This is a genomic window from Stenotrophomonas sp. LC732, from assembly GCF_052446685.1.
In the GTDB taxonomy this organism is placed as follows: domain Bacteria; phylum Pseudomonadota; class Gammaproteobacteria; order Xanthomonadales; family Xanthomonadaceae; genus Stenotrophomonas; species Stenotrophomonas muris.
In genome coordinates this window covers 504,835-524,863 of record NZ_CP199214.1, presented here as the reverse complement: position 1 = coordinate 524,863, position 20,029 = coordinate 504,835, and the positions used below count along the sequence as shown (strand labels likewise).

21 protein-coding genes are annotated in these 20,029 nt (G+C 68.4%); 16 read left to right on the top strand and 5 right to left on the bottom strand.

Annotated elements, in window-relative coordinates:
• Positions 1-454: 454 nt before the first annotated feature.
• Together msrA and ACT6SE_RS02430 are read right to left on the bottom strand one after the other, a co-directional pair.
• Positions 455-1,120 carry a peptide-methionine (S)-S-oxide reductase MsrA gene (gene msrA / locus ACT6SE_RS02435; protein WP_032956996.1) on the bottom strand — a complete coding sequence of 222 codons (666 nt, stop codon included), beginning with the start codon at positions 1,118-1,120 and terminating at the stop codon, positions 455-457.
• Between the two features lie 30 nt (positions 1,121-1,150).
• Positions 1,151-1,414, bottom strand: a complete 264-nt coding sequence (locus ACT6SE_RS02430; protein WP_014646000.1) for a putative signal transducing protein — start codon at positions 1,412-1,414, stop codon at positions 1,151-1,153.
• Between the two features lie 190 nt (positions 1,415-1,604).
• On the opposite strand from ACT6SE_RS02430, the gene ACT6SE_RS02425 reads away from it, so the two are divergent.
• From ACT6SE_RS02425 to ACT6SE_RS02400, 6 genes are all read left to right on the top strand, one after another.
• Complete coding sequence (locus tag ACT6SE_RS02425; RefSeq protein ID WP_046428943.1) at positions 1,605-3,353, top strand: glutamine--tRNA ligase/YqeY domain fusion protein; 1,749 nt, start codon at positions 1,605-1,607, stop codon at positions 3,351-3,353.
• Positions 3,354-3,396: 43 nt separating this feature from the next.
• The gene (locus tag ACT6SE_RS02420) at positions 3,397-4,050 is read left to right on the top strand and encodes a membrane protein (protein ID WP_046428941.1); all 654 of its coding nucleotides are present in this window, start codon (positions 3,397-3,399) and stop codon (positions 4,048-4,050) included.
• A 48-nt stretch (positions 4,051-4,098) separates the two neighbouring features.
• On the top strand, positions 4,099-4,821 hold the full coding sequence (locus tag ACT6SE_RS02415) for a DUF6348 family protein (protein WP_014645997.1): 723 nt from the start codon (positions 4,099-4,101) through the stop codon (positions 4,819-4,821).
• A 96-nt stretch (positions 4,822-4,917) separates the two neighbouring features.
• Positions 4,918-5,478 (top strand): nucleoside deaminase, encoded by a 561-nt coding sequence (locus tag ACT6SE_RS02410; RefSeq protein ID WP_004154307.1) that lies wholly within the window; start codon positions 4,918-4,920, stop codon positions 5,476-5,478.
• A complete protein-coding gene (gene rlmM / locus ACT6SE_RS02405; protein ID WP_046428937.1) occupies positions 5,462-6,529 on the top strand; it encodes a 23S rRNA (cytidine(2498)-2'-O)-methyltransferase RlmM in 1,068 nt (355 codons plus the stop codon). Before ACT6SE_RS02410 ends, rlmM begins: the two co-directional genes overlap by 17 nt.
• Positions 6,530-6,593: 64 nt before the next feature.
• A complete protein-coding gene (locus ACT6SE_RS02400) occupies positions 6,594-6,992 on the top strand; it encodes a hypothetical protein (RefSeq protein ID WP_014645995.1) in 399 nt (132 codons plus the stop codon).
• 68 nt (positions 6,993-7,060) lie between these two features.
• Here ACT6SE_RS02400 and ACT6SE_RS02395 read toward each other — a convergent pair whose 3' ends face one another.
• Complete coding sequence (locus tag ACT6SE_RS02395; RefSeq protein ID WP_046428934.1) at positions 7,061-8,242, bottom strand: UbiH/UbiF family hydroxylase; 1,182 nt, start codon at positions 8,240-8,242, stop codon at positions 7,061-7,063.
• Complete coding sequence (gene ubiH, locus ACT6SE_RS02390; protein ID WP_046428932.1) at positions 8,239-9,447, bottom strand: 2-octaprenyl-6-methoxyphenyl hydroxylase; 1,209 nt, start codon at positions 9,445-9,447, stop codon at positions 8,239-8,241. Before ubiH ends, ACT6SE_RS02395 begins: the two co-directional genes overlap by 4 nt.
• Positions 9,448-9,556: 109 nt before the next feature.
• Here ubiH and ACT6SE_RS02385 point away from each other — a divergent pair, with 109 nt between their 5' ends.
• The 10 genes from ACT6SE_RS02385 to ACT6SE_RS02340 all read left to right on the top strand — a co-directional run bounded on the left by ACT6SE_RS02385 (position 9,557) and on the right by ACT6SE_RS02340 (position 19,446).
• Positions 9,557-10,141 carry a hypothetical protein gene (locus ACT6SE_RS02385; protein WP_014645992.1) on the top strand — a complete coding sequence of 195 codons (585 nt, stop codon included), beginning with the start codon at positions 9,557-9,559 and terminating at the stop codon, positions 10,139-10,141.
• Between the two features lie 8 nt (positions 10,142-10,149).
• On the top strand, positions 10,150-10,704 hold the full coding sequence (locus ACT6SE_RS02380; RefSeq protein ID WP_014645991.1) for a cob(I)yrinic acid a,c-diamide adenosyltransferase: 555 nt from the start codon (positions 10,150-10,152) through the stop codon (positions 10,702-10,704).
• A gap of 9 nt (positions 10,705-10,713) precedes the next feature.
• Positions 10,714-11,652 carry a histone deacetylase family protein gene (locus tag ACT6SE_RS02375; RefSeq protein ID WP_046428929.1) on the top strand — a complete coding sequence of 313 codons (939 nt, stop codon included), beginning with the start codon at positions 10,714-10,716 and terminating at the stop codon, positions 11,650-11,652.
• 89 nt (positions 11,653-11,741) lie between these two features.
• On the top strand, positions 11,742-14,249 hold the full coding sequence (gene lptD / locus ACT6SE_RS02370; RefSeq protein WP_444811090.1) for an LPS-assembly protein LptD: 2,508 nt from the start codon (positions 11,742-11,744) through the stop codon (positions 14,247-14,249).
• Entirely contained in the window at positions 14,246-15,592 is a 1,347-nt protein-coding gene (locus ACT6SE_RS02365) for a peptidylprolyl isomerase (RefSeq protein ID WP_032959016.1), read from the top strand. Before lptD ends, ACT6SE_RS02365 begins: the two co-directional genes overlap by 4 nt.
• Positions 15,593-15,595: 3 nt before the next feature.
• The gene (gene pdxA / locus ACT6SE_RS02360) at positions 15,596-16,576 is read left to right on the top strand and encodes a 4-hydroxythreonine-4-phosphate dehydrogenase PdxA (RefSeq protein WP_046428925.1); all 981 of its coding nucleotides are present in this window, start codon (positions 15,596-15,598) and stop codon (positions 16,574-16,576) included.
• Positions 16,573-17,376 (top strand): 16S rRNA (adenine(1518)-N(6)/adenine(1519)-N(6))-dimethyltransferase RsmA, encoded by an 804-nt coding sequence (rsmA, locus tag ACT6SE_RS02355; RefSeq protein WP_014645986.1) that lies wholly within the window; start codon positions 16,573-16,575, stop codon positions 17,374-17,376. Before pdxA ends, rsmA begins: the two co-directional genes overlap by 4 nt.
• A 13-nt stretch (positions 17,377-17,389) precedes the next feature.
• Positions 17,390-17,773, top strand: coding sequence for a Co2+/Mg2+ efflux protein ApaG (gene apaG / locus ACT6SE_RS02350; RefSeq protein WP_008268668.1), 384 nt, complete (start codon positions 17,390-17,392; stop codon positions 17,771-17,773).
• Positions 17,774-17,788: 15 nt separating this feature from the next.
• Positions 17,789-18,805: a symmetrical bis(5'-nucleosyl)-tetraphosphatase gene (locus ACT6SE_RS02345; protein WP_014645985.1), complete on the top strand. Its 1,017-nt coding sequence runs from the start codon at positions 17,789-17,791 to the stop codon at positions 18,803-18,805.
• Positions 18,802-19,446: a DUF1287 domain-containing protein gene (locus tag ACT6SE_RS02340; protein ID WP_049420660.1), complete on the top strand. Its 645-nt coding sequence runs from the start codon at positions 18,802-18,804 to the stop codon at positions 19,444-19,446. The genes ACT6SE_RS02345 and ACT6SE_RS02340 overlap by 4 nt, the downstream gene beginning before the upstream one ends.
• A gap of 89 nt (positions 19,447-19,535) precedes the next feature.
• On the opposite strand, the gene ACT6SE_RS02335 is transcribed toward ACT6SE_RS02340, so the two are convergent.
• Positions 19,536-20,027, bottom strand: a complete 492-nt coding sequence (locus ACT6SE_RS02335) for a dihydrofolate reductase (RefSeq protein WP_032955921.1) — start codon at positions 20,025-20,027, stop codon at positions 19,536-19,538.
• Positions 20,028-20,029: the final 2 nt, after the last annotated feature.

Genomic DNA, 20,029 nt, shown 5'->3' with positions numbered 1-20,029 from the left:
GGCGTCCGCTGACGGGGGGCCAGATCAGACACTCCCGCGAACCCAACCCGCCCGCCCTCTGACAGTTTCCGGTGGCCACCCGCCACGGAAGAAAGAAAGAAGAGCAACAGCGGGTCGCGCGCTTCGCTTGCTCGGAGCCGAGCATGGCTCGGCTCTACAAGGGCAATGCAGAACCAAATAAAAAGGACGCGGCGAACGCCGCGTCCTTTTTCTTTTCCATCAGTTCGTCACCAACCAATGCTCTTGCCCACCGTCACCCGGAAACTGTCGAAGGTGGGACGGGGGCGGCTGGCAGGACCGTTGGCGCCATGGATGGCGCCATCGAGCCCCCAGGGATGGGTTTACGGCGTGTCCTGCCAGCCGCCCCCGTCCCGCCAAACCGTCAGCAACCCAGAGCCGCTTTGGCTTTGGCTTTGGCTTTGGCTTCTGCCCGCCGCAGGCGGACCACCGCGCGTCAGCGCGGCGCCTCCACATCCAACCCGATCGGGCAGCTCACGCCGGTGCCGCCGATGCCGCAGTAGCCGTTCGGATTCTTCGCCAGGTACTGCTGGTGATAGTCCTCGGCGTAGTAGTACGCCGGTGCCGGGTACACGATCTCGGTGGTGATCGGGCCGTAGCCGGCCGCATCCAGCTGGGCCTGGTAGGCCTCGCGGCTGGCCAGCGCGGCAGCGTACTGTGCCTCGTCGGTGGCGTGGATCGCCGAACGGTACTGGGTGCCGGTGTCGTTGCCCTGGCGCATGCCCTGGGTCGGGTCGTGGCTTTCCCAGAACAGCTGCAGCAGCCGTTCCAGGCTCACCACCGCCGGGTCGAACACCACCTGCACCACTTCGGTGTGCCCGGTCAGGCCCGAGCACACTTCTTCATAGGTCGGGTTCGGGGTGATGCCACCGGCATAGCCGACCGAGGTGCTGTACACGCCCGGCTCGGTCCAGAACTTCCGCTCGGCGCCCCAGAAACAGCCCAGCGCGAAGCGGATCTGCTGCAGGCCGGCGAAGCGGTCCTTCAGCGGATGGCTGTTCACGAAGTGCTGGTTGCTGTGCAGCGGCAATGGCTGCTCGCGCCCCGGCAATGCCTCTTCCGGGCGCGGCAGGCGCTGCTTGAAGGCCCCGATGCCGAGGATGCCTTGGCCAATTCCCAACATGATGCGCTCCTACGCCGGCAGTCCGGCCATATCGTCTGCATCGGAAATGGGGTCGGCGGCGGCCTGGCCCAAGTCCAGCGCCGCGATGATGGCCTCCGCCTGCGGCCGCGCCGCGTCGGGGATGCCGACCCGCAACACACCGAACAACGGCAGCTCGCCCATGCCACCCAGCAGTTGCTCGCCGAACACGAAGGCGGGGATGCCGGCGTTTTCCAGCGCGTGCTTGACCAGATGGGCGTCGAACAGGTTGTCGGCCTTGTACACGATGTGCATGCGGCGGCTCCTCGGGGCAGGGCTCCAGCATACGCCCGGGGGCTGAATGGTGCCGGGAGCGGGATCCGAGAGTTGCCGGCCAGCGGCCGGCACTACCAGAGGGCGGGGCCGGCATCCCCACACCCCACCGGGCAGCCCTGCCCCGTACGCGCTAGACTGTTGGTCTTTCTGCCTTTCTTTTCGCTGACTCATGTCCGAGCACACCCCCGCCAGCCCCGACACCCCCGCCGACAGCCACGAAAAGCGCGATTTCATCCGCCAGATCGTGCGCGAGGACCTGGCCAGCGGAAAGCACCAGGCGATCAAGACCCGCTTCCCGCCGGAGCCGAACGGCTACCTGCACATCGGTCACGCCAAGTCGATCTGCCTGAACTTCGGCATCGCCGGTGAATTCAGCGGCGTCTGCAACCTGCGCTTCGATGACACCAACCCCGCCAAGGAAGATCCGGAATACGTGGCCGCGATCCAGGACGACGTGCGCTGGCTGGGCTTCGAGTGGAACGAGCTGCGCCACGCCTCGGACTATTTCCAGGCCTATTACCTGGCCGCCGAGAAGCTGATCGAACAGGGCAAGGCCTACGTCTGCGACCTGTCGGCCGAGGAAGTGCGCGCCTACCGCGGCACCCTGACCGAGCCGGGCCGCCCGTCGCCATGGCGCGACCGCAGCGTCGAGGAAAACCTCGACCTGTTCCGCCGCATGCGCGCCGGTGAATTCCCGGATGGTGCGCGCACCCTGCGCGCGAAGATCGACATGGCCAGCGGCAACATCAACCTGCGCGATCCGGCGCTGTACCGCATCAAGCACGTCGAGCACCAGAACACCGGCAATGCGTGGCCGATCTACCCGATGTACGACTTCGCCCACGCGCTGGGTGATTCGATCGAAGGCATCACCCACTCGTTGTGCACGCTGGAATTCGAAGACCACCGCCCGCTGTACGACTGGTGCGTGGACAACGTCGACTTCGCCCATGACGACGCGCTGACCCAGCCGCTGGTCGATGCCGGCCTGCCGCGCGAAGCGGCCAAGCCGCGCCAGATCGAGTTCTCGCGCCTGAACATCAACTACACGGTGATGAGCAAGCGCAAGCTGATGGCGCTGGTCACCGAACAGCTGGTGGACGGCTGGGAAGACCCGCGCATGCCGACCCTGCAGGGCCTGCGTCGCCGTGGTTACACCCCGGCCGCGATGCGCCTGTTCGCCGAGCGCGTGGGCATCAGCAAGCAGAATTCGCTGATCGACTTCAGCGTGCTGGAAGGCGCGCTGCGCGAGGACCTGGACAGTGCCGCACCGCGCCGCATGGCAGTGGTCGATCCGGTCAAGCTGGTGCTGACCAACTTGCCGGAAGGCCACGAAGAGCAGCTGACCTTCAGCAACCACCCGAAGGACGAAAGCTTCGGCAGCCGCGAAGTACCGTTCGCACGCGAAGTGTGGATCGACCGCGAGGACTTCGCCGAAGTGCCGCCGAAGGGCTGGAAGCGCCTGGTCCCGGGGGGCGAAGTGCGCCTGCGCGGCGCCGGCATCATCCGCTGCGACGAAGTGATCAAGGATGCCGACGGCACCATCACCGAGCTGCGTGGCTGGCTGGATCCGGAATCGCGTCCGGGCATGGAAGGCGCCAACCGCAAGGTCAAGGGCACCATCCACTGGGTCAGCGCCGTGCACGGCGTACCGGCCGAGATCCGCCTGTACGACCGCCTGTTCTCGGTGCCGAACCCGGACGACGAATCGGAAGGCAAGACCTACCGCGATTACCTCAACCCGGAATCGCGCCGCACTGTCACCGGCTATGTCGAGCCGGCCGCGGCCAGCGCCACGCCGGAGCAGTCGTTCCAGTTCGAGCGTACCGGCTACTTCGTGGCCGACCGCCGCGACCATACCGCAGCCACGCCGGTATTCAACCGCAGCGTGACCCTGCGCGATACCTGGTCGGCCTGAGGGCCTGCGCGGGCGCCTGGATGGCGCCCGCACGACCGCGACGATGATCACCGCCCTTTCCGTCCTGCTCTGGTTCATCTCGCAGCATCCGCTGCTGACGTTCTTTGCAGCAATGGTGCTGGCCGGGCTGGTCTCGTGGTGGCGGCGCTTTCCGGGCTACGCCATCGTGGTGTTCCCGCTGGCGATGCTCAACATGTTCCTCGGCCACTTCCTCAACGCCACCTTTCTCAACGTGGTGGGCGAGCGTGGTGAAGCGGTGATCGTCAAGGCCGAGCGAACCAGCTCCACGCTCAACGAACAGTACATCTGGCGCTACGAAGCGGTGCTGCGCACGGCCGAGGGGCGCGACGTGGACGTGGTGTTCCACACCAACACGGCTTCGCTGTGGCCGCTGGAAAACGCCATCCGCATCCCGGCGCGCGACCAGCCGTTCGTGGTGAAGTACACGCCGGGCTTCCCGCGCAACATCGTCATCCTCACCAACGAGTCACCGCACGGCATCGCCCAGGCCCGGGCCAGCGCGCGCGAGCGGGTGGAAGTGGCGGCGCGCAAGCTGCACTTCAGCCCGGGCAATGCCGGTTTCCGCGCCGACTATCGCCGCGAACTGGAAAGCTGGCTGCGCGACCACGGCAACGACCCGCAGCAGCAGCCTGACGCGCAGCGATATCGCGCCGAGCTCGACGCACTCGACCGCTAGCCCCAGGCCCTGCCTGGATGTTCCGCCCCATCCATCCACAGGCCTGACATGACCACGAGCGCCACCGCCCTCCTCCCGCTGCTGCAGCAGGCCCTGCAGGACACCGGCACCGCCAGCCGCATCGACGGCAACGCGCTGCTGCTCGACAGCGGCCTGCGCCTGACCCCGCATGCAATGGCCGCGCAAGCGCGCGACAACGGCGGCTGGCAGACCTCCACCGTCATTGAAAGCCAGCATCCGCAGTTGTTCGCCGATGGCCTGTTCGAGTACCAGCACGCAAATGGTGCCGATGAGCAGGCATCGCTGTTGTCCGGCTTCCAGGCCTGGGCCCGGGTGGACCTGGTGACCCTGCAGACCGCGATCGGCGCCCAAGACGCACAGGGCCTGCCGATGATGGGCCTGACCTATCCGGTCGGCGACGAGGGTGAGGAACATCAGCGCACCGTGGTGCTGGGGCCGTTGGCGCACTACCGTGCACAGGACGTGGATGCCTCCACCTGCAGCGAAGACGATCATGGCTCCTGCCCCTGCTGCCTGTTCACCCGCAGCATGGAGGCCTTCGACGAGCTGCTGAAAGCCCGCCATTTCCTCGCCATCCGCCTGTTCGCCTCGCGCGATGCCGACGGCCTGTGCGAGGCCGATTGCCGGGTCAACGGCCACGACTTCGCCGCCGCCCTGCCCCTGCTGCGCGCCTATGCTGCCAGTTGGCCGCAGGCCGGGCTGGAATTCCGCAAGCAGTACGTGGTGATCCGCACCGGCTCGCCGGGCTGAGCCACGCCCACACCCGGTACAGGCCGGTGCGGCTACACTGCGCGCCGGTTTCCCAAGCAACCGCACTTTTCCCATCCCACACGAGGCACCCCCGCGATGCTGTACGCGCAAGTCCACCTGACCCTTCCCGCCTGGATCCACGACCAGATCGACCTGGATCGTCGATATCCGGGCGATGAGGCCAAGGTCGCGCTGGCGATCGAGCTGTCGCGGCTGAACGTCGAGCACGCCAGTGGCGGCCCGTTCGGTGCGGTGGTGTTCGGCCCGGATGACAAGGTCATCGCCGCCGGCGTGAACCGGGTGATGCCGCACGCGACCTCGCTGGCGCACGCCGAGAACATGGCCTACATGCTGGCCCAGCAGCGCCTGCAGACCCCGCGCCTGAACGCGGTGCTGTCGCCGGTCACCCTGGCCACCAGCTCGCAGCCGTGCTGCCAGTGCTACGGCGCCACCGTGTGGGCCGGCATCGATCGCCTGCTGATCGGTGCCAACTCGGCCGACGTCGAGGAACTGACCCCGTTCGATGAAGGCCCGCTGCCGGCCGACTGGGTGGGTGAACTCAACAAGCGCGGCATCGAAGTGGTGCAAGGGCTGAACCGCGACGCCGCGCGCAGCGTGCTGCGTGCCTATGGGGAAAGCGATGGCGCCCGTTACTGAAACCGGCATCGGCCTGCTGTGCCTGTGCCGGCAGGGCTTCGAGCCCGAGCTGGCCGGCGAGCTGCAGTTCCGCGCCGGTGAAGCCGGTTTCGCCGGCTATGCGCGCACCCAGCGCAATGACGGCTACGTGCTTTTCATGTGCGACGAAGCCGCCGCGCTGGCGCCGCGCCTGCGCTGGCGCGAGCTGATCTTCGCGCGGCAGAAGCTGGTGGTGCTGGCCGAACTGCCGCAGCTGGACCCGGCGGACCGGATCACCCCGATGCTGGAAGTGCTGGCCGATGCGCCGCGCTTCGGCGACCTGTGGGTGGAACACCCCGATTCGGACGCCGGCAAGCCACTGTCCGGTCTGGCCCGTGCCTTCGGCAATGCACTGCGCCCGGCGCTGCGCAAGGCCGGCAAGCTCACTGATAAGCCGAACAACCGCCTGCCGCGCCTGCATGTGGTGTTCGTCGATGGCACCCATGCCTTCGTCTGCGTGGCCGACCCGGCCGACAGCGCACCGTGGGCGCTGGGCATCCCGCGCCTGAAGCTGCTGCCCGAGGCGCCTTCGCGTTCGGCGCTGAAGCTGGACGAGGCGCTGCTGACCCTGCTGACGCCGGAAGAACGCGAGGCGCTGGCCAAGCCCGGCATGCGTGCGGCCGACCTCGGCGCCGCACCCGGCGGCTGGACCTGGGTGCTGACCCGCCAGCACATGCACGTGCTGAGCATCGACAACGGCCCGCTGCGCCAGCACGTGCTGGACACCGGACTGGTCGAGCACCTGCGCGCCGATGGCTTCCACTGGCACCCGGAACAGCCGCTGGACTGGATGGTCTGCGACATGGTCGAGCAGCCGCGCCGCGTGGCCGAACGCATGGCCACCTGGTTCCGCGAGGGCTGGTGCCGGCATGCGATCTTCAATCTGAAACTGCCGATGAAGAAGCGCTGGGACGAAACCCGGCTGTGCCTGGACCTGTTCCAGGACCAGGCCGGCAAGCCGCTGGTGGTCCGCGCCAAGCAGCTCTATCACGACCGTGAAGAGATCACCGTGCTGGCTTCGCCGCTGCGCTGATCCGTCATCGGCGGCACAGGTTGCCGGGAGTACGCTCCCGGTACCCTCTGGCAAGGAGCCTGTCATGAACCTTCCGCGTGCTGCCCTGCTGTTGACCATCCTGCTGGCGTCGGTACCGGCCATCGCCCAGCACGGCCCGTCCACGCCGGCGCAGAGCCAGCCGCTGGGCCCCACCGGCGGCGCGATCCGCCAGCAGCCGCTGGATGCCGGCCGGGTCAGCGGCAGCGTGGAGATTCCGCAGCCGGCCGGCGAGGCGCAGGTGACCGTGCGTTCGCTGGAACCGAGCAGCGTGGTCGGCCAGTACCGCGTCCATTTCGCCGCGCTAGATGTGAACGGCGACGGTTTCATCAGCCGCGAGGAAGCACAGGCCAATCCGGCGCTGGCCGACGAATTCAATTCGCTGGACCGCAGGCACCGCGGCAAGCTGGACCGCACCGACCTGGCCGGCTGGCTGGTGGATTGAAAAAGGGGACGGAGGGGATTAAGTCGTATGTGCACAAACGACTTAATCCCCTCCGTCCCCTTTTTGCTTCAGACGCCGGCGGCGCGCTTCCAGAACGCCTGTACCAGCGGCGGCCATTTGCCGACACAGCCCAGCGCGCGGCCACGGGCCAGGGTCAGGTGCATCTCGTCGTTGGAGAACAGGCGGTTGATCGCATCGAAGCTGTAGGCGGCGATCTGGTTGTCGCTGCGCCGTTCGCGTGCCCAGCGCTGCAGGCGCTGCGGCGACAGCCGCGGCTGGCCACGGCGCTCGGCCGACGGCGCCAGCCACTGCTGCAGGGCGGCGACATCGCGCAGGCCCAGGTTCACGCCCTGCCCGGCCAGCGGATGCACCACATGCGCGGCATCACCCAATGCCAGCACGCGGCCGGCCACGTAGTGACGGGCCAGTTGGCGACGCAGCGGGAAGGCCGCACGCGGTGACGCCAGTCGCAGCTCACCCAGCCGTGCCGCGAAGGCGCGGGTCAGTTCCCGGTTGAAGGCGTCCTCGTCCAAGGCCAGCACACGTGCCGCCTCGTCCTCGGGCAGGGTCCAGACGATCGAGCTGCGGCGCTCGGCCACCGGCAGCAGCGCCAGCGGCCCGCCCGGCAGGAAACGCTGCCAGGCGGTGGCCTGGTTGGGAAGATCGCTGTCCACGTAGGCCACCACGCCACGCTGGTGGTAGTCATGCTTTTCAACCTCGATCCCGGCCAGTTGGCGCAGGGTCGATTCGGCGCCGTCGGCGGCCACCGCCAACGCCGCTTCCAGGCGACGACCGTCATCCAGGCGCAGGCGCACGCCGTCGTCGTCCTGCTCCAGCGCTTCCACCCGCGCCGGGCAGTGCAGCTGCACGCCCGCCGCCGGCAACGCCGCCCACAGGCGATCCTGCAGCAGGCCGTTCTCGACGATGTAGCCCAGTTCACGACGGCCGAAGCGATCGGCATCGAACAGCAGATCTTCGCCACCGGCCGCGTCCCACACCTGCATGCGCCGGTAGGGCCAGGCACGGGCCTGCGCGATCGCCGGCCACACACCGAGGCGGTTCAGCAGCTGAACGTTGTCAGCAGCGAAGGCGAACACGCGCAGGTCAGGCTGTGCGGCCTGCCACGGCGCGGGCTCACGACCTTCCACCAGCGCAACCGACAGGCCGGCATCGGCCAACGCCAGCGCGCACGCGGCACCGACCACGCCACCACCGACGATGGCCACATCAAGGCGCATGCGCCGGCTCATGCGGCTTCTCCGCGGCACAGGCGCGGCACTTCGCCGCGGAAGCCCATCGCGCCACCGACCAGCATCGACTGCACCGAGGCGCGTTGCGCGGCCACCAGGCCGAGGCTGCGCAGCGGCCGCATCAGCGGTGCCGGATTGCTGGTCAGCCGTGCCAGGCCACCCGAGAACGCCACCGTCTGCCGTCGGTCTTCCTGGCGGCGCGCAACATAGGCCTGCAGCAGCACATCGCTGCCGGCATCCTCGTGCGCATCCTCCAGCAGTTCGGCCAGGGTCAGCGCATCGCGCAGGCCCAGGTTGAAGCCCTGCGCACCCAGCGGATGGATGGTCTGCGCGGCATTGCCCAGCAGCACCGTGCGTTCACCGGCCAATGCGCGCGCCAGCACCTGGATGAGCGGGTAAGCGCTGCGCGGGCCGGATTCAAGCAGCCGACCGGCACGCCAGCCGATCGCATCCTGCAGGCGCTGCAGCCAGGCCGCATCGTCCAGCGCCATCACCGCATCGGCCTGGTCCCGCGCCACGCCATGCACGGTGCCGAAGTGGCGGTCGCCGCGCGGCAGCAGGGCGGTCGGGCCGGTATCGGTGAAGCGCTCCCAGGCCGTGCCATCCGGCGCGCGCTGGCTGCGCACGCGGGCCACGAACAGGGTCTGCTGGAAATCATGCCGGTCGACCTCGATGCCCAGCGCGCCACGCACACCGCTGGTCGTGCCATCGGCACCGACCACCAGCCGTGCCAGCAGTACGCGCTCGCCGGTCTCGTCGGCCACCCGCACCTGGCGGTAGCCGTCGACCACCTCGCCCAGGCCCAGGAACCGCATCGGCCGGTAGCGCCGCAGCTGCGGCAGCTCCTGCAGGCGCGCTTCCAGCGCCTGGCCGAAGTCACGCGCGACAACCACCTGGCCGAACCACGGCCGGTCGTAGTCGGAAGCCTCCAGCTGCACGCGGCCGAAATCGCCGACGCGGCTGACATGGATGCGGCGGATCGGGCCCGGCGCCATCGCCAGCTTCTGCATGACCCCCAACGCGGTCAGCGCGTTGACGGTCGCCGCGGCGAAACTGAGGTTGCGCTGGTCGAACACCGCCGGCAGCTCGCCGGCCGGGCTGGCTTCGAGCAGGCCCACGTCGCGGCCCAACCGGTCCAGGGCAATGGCCAGGCTGGCACCGACCAGGCCGCCACCGACGATCAGCACGTCATGTCGTTCACTCATGGTGTTCATGATACGCGCTCGCCCCGCCCGGACACCCAACAGCCCCCGACCTGCGCCAACCGGCGCGGCGGGCTAGAATGAAACCTGAATCCGCTCCGGGCCCGCTGCCATGTCCGCCACCGCCAACCGTGCCTTCGTCCTGTCCGTACTCGTGCTGTTGCTGGCGGCGACCCGGGTCAACCACTTCGCGGCGATCCCGGATGCCTCCTGGGCGGTGTTCTTCATCGGCGGCTTCTACCTGGCTGGCTGGACCCGCTGGGCGTTCCCGCTGCTGATGGTGTTCGCGGTGCTGGTGGACTGGATCGTGATCCGCAGCAGCGGCCTGGATTTCTGGCAGCACTACTGCGTGTCGCCGGGCTACTGGCTGCTGCTGCCGGCGTATTTCTCGCTGTGGGCCGGCGGCATGCTGCTGGGCCGCAACTACCAGGGGGCACGCTGGCCGGTACTGGCCAAGGGCGCGCTGCTGCTGGTGGCCTCGGTGGCGGTCTGTCACCTGCTCGCGCAGGGCGGCTTCTACTGGACCAGCCGCAACGTGGCCGAACCGACGCTGGCCGGCTGGGCACAGAACTACGCACAGTGGTTCGGGCCGTACCTGCGCACCACCGCCATCTACGTGGCGCTGGCCGCCGCCCTGCAGCTGGCCGTGGAGCAGGTGCTGAAGCTCCAGCAGGCCCGCCGCGACATCCGGCACTGAGCCGCGCCATGGGTCATCGCCTCTCGCGCATCTATACCCGCACCGGCGACGACGGCAGTACCGGCCTTGGCGACGGCCAGCGCGTGGCCAAGGATGATGCCCGCGTGGCGTCCTACGGCACTGTCGACGAAGCCAATGCCGCACTCGGCCTGCTGCTGGCCACGGCGCTGCCCGACGACGTGCGCGCGCTGGTGGTGCATCTGCAGCACCAGCTGTTCGACCTGGGCGCCGAACTGTGCATCCCCGGCCACGCCGCGATCCACGCCGCCGATGTGTCGGCACTGGAACAGCAGCTGGATCACTACAACGCCAGCCTGCCGATGTTGAAGGAATTCATCCTGCCAGCCGGTGGCGAGGCCGCCGCACGCTGCCACCTGGCGCGCACCATCGTCCGCCGGGCCGAGCGCGAGACGGTCACCCTGGCCCGCCACGACGCCGTGCGCAGCGAGGCGCTGCAGTACCTCAACCGGCTGTCGGACCTGTTGTTCGTGCTGGCCCGGGTGCTGGCCCGTGCCGATGGCCATGGCGAAGCGCTGTGGCAGCCACAGCAGCGCCAGCGCTGAGTCGGCACGATGCTGGTCTTCACCCATCCGTCCTGCCTGCTGCATGACCCCGGCCCTGGCCATCCGGAGTGCCCGCAACGCCTGCAGCATGTGCTCGATGCCCTGCACGCCGCCTTCCCCGGCCAGCTGGACTGGCGCGAGGCGCCGCCGGCCAAGTTCGGCGAACTGACCCGGGTCCACGACAGCGCCCTGCTCGACTTCGTGCTGCAGCCGCAGACCGCGCCGCTGCGACAGCTGGACATGGACACCTGGACCTCGCCCGGCTCGGCCAGTGCCGCCGTGCATGCCGCCGGCGCCGGCGTGGCGGCGGTAGATGCGGTGATGCTGGGCGAGGACCCGCTGGCGTTCTGCGCGGTGCGGCCACCGGGCCACCACGCCACCAGCAGCACTGCGATGGGCTTCTGCCTGCTCAACAACATCGCCATCGCCGCCGCCTACGCCCGTGACCGTCATGGCCTGGAGCGGATCGCGGTGGTCGATTTCGATGTCCACCATGGCAACGGCACCCAGGACATCTTCCAGCACGACGCCCGGGTCTCGTACTACAGCACCCACCAGGCCGGGCTGTTCCCCAACTCCGGCCTGCGCCGCGACCGCGGTGCCGGCAACCTGATGAACATCCTGCTGCCCCCCGGCAGCGGCGGTTTCCGCTTCCGCAATGTGTGGGCCGACGAGATGCTGCCGGCCATCGACGACTTCCGGCCGCAGCTGCTGCTGATTTCGGCCGGCTTCGATGCCCACCTGCGCGATCCGCAGGCCGACCTGATGCTGGAAACCGACGATTTCGCCTGGATCACCCGCGAACTGCATGCGCTGGCGCGCCGCCATGCGGCCGGCCGGGTGGTCTCGATGCTGGAAGGCGGCTATGACCTGCTGGCCCTTGCCGAGTGCAGCGTGGCCCATGTCCGGGCCCTGCTACCCCCCCCACCGGGCAGCGTCTCCGGATGAACCCGAACCGGCAGGATCCGACGCCCTTCATTGCCCCTATGCAAGGGATGGGGCAAGCTACCGTCCGTTTTCGCCCGAATCCGAACCGCGTGCGCCGAGCCCTCCGCCTGCTTCCCCTGCCTCTGAGCATCGCCATCTGCCTGCCGGCAATGGCCGATGAAAAGCCGCTCAACTGGGGCCTGTGCCCGGCTACCGACGTGATTCCCGCGTTCACCGATGCCCCTGTCCCGGTCCCGGTCCCGGGGCAGGACAAGGCCGCCGCCAGCGCCGCGCGCGAGCAGCAGCCGACCGACATCGAGGGTGACCAGCTGCTGGGCACCACCACCGTGCCGCAGTACGAAGGCAACGTGGCCCTGCGCCGTGGCGACCAGTTCGTCGGCACCGACAAGCTCAGCTTCGATACCGAGACCGGCAACTACATCGCCGACGGCAATGTCCGCTACCAGGACTCCTCGATCCGCATGGTCGCCAAGCGCGCCGAGGGCAACCAGGAAAGCGACACCCACAAGATCACCGACATCAAGTACCAGCTGGTGTCGCGCCGCGGCAACGGCGATGCCGAATCGGTCGACCTGCAGGGCGCGGTCGGCCAGATGCACCGCTCCACCTACACCACCTGCGACCCGTCGCAGCCGGTGTGGAAGCTGTCGGCGCCGCAGATCGAAGTGGACAACGACGAAGGCTTCGGTACCGCCCGCAACGCCGTGCTTCGCATCGGCAAGGTGCCGGTGCTGTGGGCGCCGTACTTCAAGTTCCCGATCGACGACCGCCGCAAGACCGGCCTGCTGTTCCCGCAGCTGGGCATGTCCGGCCGCAACGGTTTCGATTACGCACAGCCGATCTACTTCAACCTGGCGCCGAACTACGACGACACGTTGACCCCGCGCTACATGAGCCGGCGCGGCCTGATGCTCGACAACGAATTCCGCTACCTCTACAACGGCGGCCGCGGCGAACTGCTGACCGCGTTCATGCCCAACGACAAACTGCGCGACCGCGACCGCGGCCGGGTGATGTTCGGCGGCTACCACAACCTCGACGACCACTGGCAGGCCCGCGCCAACCTGGCCTGGGTCAGCGACGAACGCTATGTGGAAGACTTCGCCAACCGCCTGGTGGGGGTCACCGCGTCGAACCTGCAGAGCACCATCGGCCTGTACGGCACTGGCAGGAACTGGACGGCCGGCATCATGGCCGACCGCTGGCAGCTGACCGACTACACCCTCAACGAGGGTGCGCTGGCCTACAACCGCCAGCCGCGCCTGTATTTCAACTGGGACAAGCCGGTCCTGCCGTGGCTGGAAACCGGCATCTACGCCGAAGCCGTGCGTTTCACCCACGACGACATCAACTTCAAGTACGGCGCTGATGCGGGACCGGACCTGCAGTACACCCGCAACGGCAGCCGTCAGACCGACGGCATCGGTGTCAGCGGCGGCTCGCGGCTGGATGTCAAACCCTACGTGTCGTTCCCGATCAGCGGCGCGGCCTGGTATGTCACGCCGACCCTGGCCTACCGCTATACCGGTTACCAGCTGGACCGTGGCCTGGTTGATGGCGTGAACGGCATCCGCGGCCAGATCCTGCGTTCGCAGGGCATCGACCCGAACACCGCCACACCGGAACAGCTGCGCGGCAACACCTCGCCCAGCCGCAGCCTGCCGATCGGCAGCATCGACGCCGGCCTGTTCTTCGATCGCGAGACCCGCATCGGTGGCAAGTCCTTCCTGCAGACCCTGGAACCGCGCCTGTTCTACCTGCGCACGCCCTACCGCGATCAGGACGAGCTGCCGATCTTCGACACCCGCGACTTCACCTTCAGCTGGGGCCAGCTGTTCCGCGATTCTCGCTATACCGGCGCCGATCGCCAGAACGACGCCAACCAGCTGACCATGGCGCTGAGCACCCGCTTCATCGACCAGACCACCGGCAAGGAACGCTTCTCGGCCTCCATCGGCCAGATCCAGTACTTCGACGAATCGCGGGTGACCGTCACCCCGGGTGGCGCGCCGGTGGAGAAGGGCAAGTCGGCGTGGATCGCTGACGGCAACTACATGATCAACGACCGCTGGACCCTGGGTGCCACCTACCAGTGGGACCCCAAGTACAAGCGCGAGGATCTGGCCAGCGTCCGCGCCCGCTACCTGATGCCCAACGATGGCGTGATCAACCTCAGCTACCGTTACCGCATCAACTCCGGCGCCCCGGCCACCGCCAACAAGCATGACCGCACGCTGCTGGAACAGGCCGACCTGTCGTTCCTGTACCCGCTGAATGCGCGCTGGAGCCTGGTCGGCCGCTACTACTACTCGCTGCAGGACAAGGAACCGCTGGAGATCATCGCCGGCGTCCAGTGGGACAGCTGCTGCCTGGCCGTGCGTGCGGTCGCGCGCCGCTACGTCCGCAACCGCGAAGGCGAGATGAACAACGCCATCCAGCTGGAGTTCGTGCTCAAGGGCCTGAGCTCCCTGGGCCAGGACACGGACCGTACCCTGCGCCGTGCTATCCTCGGCTACAACCGCGACGACTTCTATCTCGTGCCGCCGAGCAACACCGGGGCGACCCGGGATGACTACGATCCGAACCTGATCCCATGACCAAGCGCTTCCCCGTTCTTCTCGCCTCGCTGCTGGCGGTGTCCAGCGTGTCCGCCCCCCTGCAGGTGCTTGCCCAGGAGGCGCAGCCGCTTGACCGCATCGCCGCCGTCGTCGATGAGGACGTGATCCTGCAGAGCGAGCTCCAGCGTGCGATCGCCAACATCAAGGCGCAGTACGCCGGCCGCGAAAACCAGCTGCCGCCGGAAGACGTGCTCAGCCGCCAGGTGCTCGAGCGCCTGGTGCTGGTCAAGCTGCAGGTGGCCCGCGCCCAGGGCAGCGGCATCCGGGTCAGCGACCAGGAGCTGAACCAGGCGATGAACTCCATCGCCCAGCAGAACGGTTCGAACCTGGACGCCCTGCGCCAGCGCCTGGCCCATGACGGCATCGACTTCAACGATTTCCGCGCCTCGGTGCGTGACGAGATCACCGTGCAGCGCCTGCGCCAGAGCTTCGCGCAGAGCCGCATCAGCGTCAGCGAGGGTGAAGTCGACGCCGCGCTGAAGCAGCAGGCCACGGTGGGCAACCAGTACCACCTGGCGCACATCCTGATCGCCCTGCCCGACGGTGCCAACGCCGACCAGATCGCCACCGGCCAGAAGAAGGCCGATGGTGTGAAGACCCTGCTGGACAAGGGCGAGCTGGACTTCAACGCAGCGGCCGTGCGCTATTCGGACAGCCCGAATGCACTGGAAGGCGGCGACCTGGGCTGGCGCAGCCTGGATGAAATCCCGCAGGCCTTTGCCCAGATGATGGAAAAGATGAAGCCCGGCGAAGTGGTCGGCCCGATCCGTGGCCCGAGCGGCTTCCAGCTGCTGAAGCTGGTGGAAGTGCGTGACGCCAGCTCCGCCGCCGCCGGTGAGCATACGGTCACCGAATTCCACGGCCGCCATATCCTGGTGCGCGTGGACGACCACCAGACCGACGCCGCCGCCAAGGCCAAGATCGACACCCTGCGTGCCCGCATCGCCGGTGGTGCCGAGTTCCAGACCGTTGCCAAGGAGTCCTCCGAGGACAACAACAGCAAGGGCCAGGGCGGTGACCTGGGCTGGTTCCCGGCCGACGCGTTCGGTCCGGCCTTCGGCCAGCAGGTGGAAGGCCTCCAGGACGGTGGCGTCAGCCAGCCGTTCCGTACCGATGCCGGTTGGCACATCGTGCAGCGCGTGGCGACCCGCCAGACCGACGTGACCACCGACAACCAGCGTGCCCAGGTCCGCGAGACCATCGGCCGTCGCAAGCTGGAAGACGAGTACAACCGCTTCCTGCAGGAACTGCGTGGCGAAGCCTACGTCAGCTTCCGCAGCGGCGACCGCGCGGAAAACACCGCCACCCCGCCGCAGTCCTGACCGATGCGCCCCGAGCTCGCTCTGGTACCGGGCGAGCCCGCCGGGATCGGCCCGGAGCTATGTGTCCGCCTCGTCCAGCAGCCGCGTGAAGATTGCCGGCTGCTGGCCTTCGCCGATCCGGACACCCTGCACGCGGCCGCGGCCGCGCTGAACCTGCCCCTGCAGCTGCTGCCCGAGGACGCCGAAGCACGCGCCCCCGGCGATCTGCGCCTGCGCGCTGTCCGCAACGCTGCGCCCAGCCGCTTCGGCCAGGCCGATCCGGCCAATGCCGGCGCGGTCATCGGCGCGCTGCTCGGCGCCGGCCAGGCCTGCCTGTCCGGCGAACTGCACGGTGTTGTGACCGGCCCGGTGCACAAGGCCGTCATCAATGAAGGCGGCATCGCCTACAGCGGCACCACTGAACTGCTGGCCGACCAGGCCGGGGTAAAGGTGGTGATGATGCTGGCCAACCACATCGTGCGCGTGGCCCTGGCCACCACCCACCTGCCGCTGCGCGAGGTGGCCGATGCGATCACCGCGCCCGGCCTGGAGCACACGCTGCGCACGGTGCACGCCGCACTGCGCCGTGAGTTCGGCCTGCCTGCGCCGCGCATCGCCGTGCTCGGCCTGAACCCGCACGCCGGCGAAGATGGCCACCTGGGCCGCGAAGAACTGGATCTGGTCATCCCGCTGCTGCAGCGCCTGCGCGCGGAGGGCATGGACCTGGTCGGGCCGCTGCCGGCCGATACCGCCTTCCTGCCCGCCAAGCTGGCCGGCTTCGACACCGTGCTGGCGATGTACCACGACCAGGGCCTGCCGGTACTGAAATATTCCGGCTTCGAACAGGCGGTGAACCTGACCCTGGGCCTGCCCTATCCGCGCGTGGCGGTGGACCATGGCACCGCGCTGGAGCTGGCCGGCCGCGGCATCGCCGATCCCTCCAGCCTGCAGGCGGCAACGACGCTGTGTGCGCAGCTTGCGCGGCAACGTACACTGGGCGCATGAATTCCCCGCATTCCCCCTCCGGCCCGGTGTTCACCGCACCGGCCAAGAAGCAGCTTGGCCAGCATTTCCTGGCCGACCGCCACTACATCGACAAGATCGTGATGGCGGTCAACCCGAAAGACGGCGACCGCCTGGTCGAGATCGGCCCTGGCCAGGGCGCGATCACCCTGCCGCTGCTGCGCGTGCACCCCACGCTGACGGTGATCGAGTTCGACCGCGACCTGATCGCGCCGCTGACCGCCGCCGCCGAGCCACTGGGCGAGCTGACCATCGTTCATCGCGACGTGCTGCGCGTGGACTTCACCGAACTGGCTGCCGGCCAGCCGATTCGCCTGGTCGGCAACCTGCCCTACAACATCTCCTCGCCGATCCTGTTCCATGCGCTGGAGCATGCCGCGGTCATCCGCGACATGCACTTCATGCTGCAGAAGGAAGTGGTCGACCGCATGGCGGCCGGCCCCGGCAGCAAGGTGTATGGCCGCCTCAGCGTGATGCTGCAGGCCTACTGCCAGGTGACCTCGCTGTTCGTGGTGCCGCCGGGCGCGTTCCGGCCGCCGCCGAAGGTCGATTCGGCCGTGGTGCGTCTGGTGCCGCGTGACCCGGCCGCGATCAACATCAACGACCACAAGCGCTTCGCCGAGGTGGTCAAGGCCGCCTTCGGGCAGCGCCGCAAGACCCTGCGCAATGCCCTGAACAACGTGGTGTCCGCCGAGCAGTTCATCGCCGCCGGCGTGCGTCCCGATGCCCGCGCCGAACAGCTGGACGTGGCCGAATTCATCGCTTTGGCCAATGCCTCCTGATTACACTGCCGGTATGGAAGACGCTGACGTTTATGCCATCTCCGTCGAAGTCGCGCCGCGCTTCCTCGACGATCAATCCGCGCCGGAAGACGGTCGCTTTGCGTTCGCCTACACGATCCGCATCCACAACCAGGGGCGGGTCGCGGCACGCCTGGTCGCGCGCCACTGGCGCATCACCGATGCCAATGGCCGTGTCGAGCATGTCGATGGCGACGGGGTGATCGGCGAGCAGCCGCGGCTGCGCCCCGGTGAAGACTTCCGTTACACGTCCGGTGTCATGCTGGGGACCGATCACGGGACCATGCAGGGGCACTACGACATGGTCGCCGACGATGGCACCGAATTTGCCGCGCCGGTCGCACCCTTCGTGCTGGCCGTGCCGCGTACCCTGCACTGACACGGAGGCCGAACGATGAGTGTGTGGGCGATCGGCGACCTGCAGGGCTGCTATGACGTCACCCAGCGATTGCTGGAGAAGATCCGCTTCGACCCGGCGCAGGACACCCTGTGGTTCTGCGGCGACCTGGTCAACCGCGGCGGGCAGTCGCTGGAAACGCTGCGGCTGGTGCACTCGCTGCGCGAGCACAGCGTGGTGGTGCTGGGCAACCATGATCTTTCGCTGCTGGCCGTCGGTTCGCGTACCGAAGAGGAACAGCGCAAGGTCAACCCGGACCTGCTGCGCATCGTGCAGGCCGAGGACCGCGACGAACTGCTGGACTGGCTGCGCCTGCAGAAGCTGGTGCACGTGGACCGCGAGCTGGGCTGGATGATGGTGCACGCCGGCCTGGCGCCGAAGTGGACCACGCAGATGGCCGAGAAGCATGCCGCCGAGGTCGAGGTGCAACTGCATGGCGCCGGCTACCGCAAGCTGTTCCGCAACATGTACGGCGACAAGCCGAGCTGGGCCCCGAACCTGTCCGGTTACGACCGCTCGCGCGCGATCATCAACGTGCTCACCCGCATGCGCTACTGCACCCCGCGGGGGCGCATCGGCATCGAGGACAAGGGCACGCCGGGCACGCAGGAACAGGGGCTGTATCCCTGGTTCGAAGTGCCCGGCCGGGTCGAGCGCGACCTCAAGGTCGTCTGCGGCCACTGGTCGGCGCTGGGCCTGACCATCACCCAGGGCGTGCACGCCATCGACACTGGCGCGGTCTGGGGCGGCAAGCTGACCGCGCTCCAGCTTGATACCGACGAGCTGCGCGTAGTGCAGGTTCCGGGCCGCGACGTACCGGCACCCGTGCCCAACGCCCGCCCGCCGGCGCGACCGGCGCACGAGCGCCCCGGCGCTGCGACGCAGGGCAAGGAACAGGGCGGCAACGCCGCTGCCACCCCGGGCAACCGTGGCCCACGCCGCCGTCGCCGTCGTGGTGGCGGAGGGGGCGGCGCGGGTGGCGGCACCCACAACAGTCCCCCGCCGCAGGCGTGACGCGGCGCGGCTGGGCACCAGGGACGGTGCTGCTGACGCTGGCCCTGGCCAGCGGCTGCCAGCCCGGCTCGCCGCCTGCTCCCACGGCTGCGGATGGTGCTGCACATGCGCCGACGCAGCCGCAGGCCCCTTCGCCGCCATTGGTGGCCGCAGCCCGCGCGCAGGTCGGCGTCACCATCCGTTACGATCCTGCTTACCAAGTACTGGCCTATCCCGGCGGCGACGTGCCACTGGATCGCGGCGTGTGCACGGACGTGGTGGTGCGCGCCCTGCGCGATCTGGGCCTGGACCTGCAGGCACGCGTGCATGAGGACATGCGCGGCAGTTTCAGTGCCTATCCGGCGATCTGGGGCCTGTCACGGCCGGACCGCAACATCGATCATCGTCGTGTACCGAACCTGATGCGCTGGTTCGAGCGCCAGGGCTGGCAGCAACCGGTCACGGCCCTCGCCGCCGACTACGCGGCCGGCGACATCGTTGCCTGGAAGCTCAATGGCAACGGCCTGCTGCACGTGGGCATCGTTTCTGACCGGCGCCTGGCCAATGGCACACCGCTGGTGCTGCACAACATCGCGCGCGGCACGCGCGAAGAGAACCTGCTGTTCCAGCACGCGATCATCGGGCATTACCGGATGCCGTAGGCAATCCTGTAGAGCCGAGCCATGCTCGGCTCCGGGATGTGTCCGCGGAAAGCAGCCGAGCATGGCTCGGCTCTACAGGTGCGTTTCGATCAGCGGCGCACGTAGTGCACGAAGCGGAACGCGTAGGCGTGCCGTTCGTCGGCCGGGTGCGGCTCGCTGCTCACTTCCTGCCAGTCCTGCACGTCCACTTCGGGGAAATGGGTATCGGCGGGGACTTCGGCATCGACCCAGGTCAGGTACAGGTCACTGGCCTGGTCCAGCAACTGGTGGAAGATCTCGCCGCCGCCGATGATGCACAGCTCGCGGGCGCCCTCGCCTTCGGCAATCGCCTTCGCCTCGTCCAGCGACGCCACCGCACGCATGCCCTCGAACGGCACCTGGCCGCTGCGGGTCAGCACCAGGTTGGTCCGCCCCGGCAGCACGCGGCCGATCGACTCGGCCGTCTTGCGCCCCATCAGGATCGGCTTGCCCAGGGTGAGCGCCTTGAAGTGCTTGAAGTCATCCGGCAGATGCCAGGGCATGGCATTGCCCTGGCCGATGCCACGGTTGCGGTCCAGCGCCACGATCATCGACAGCTTCAGGG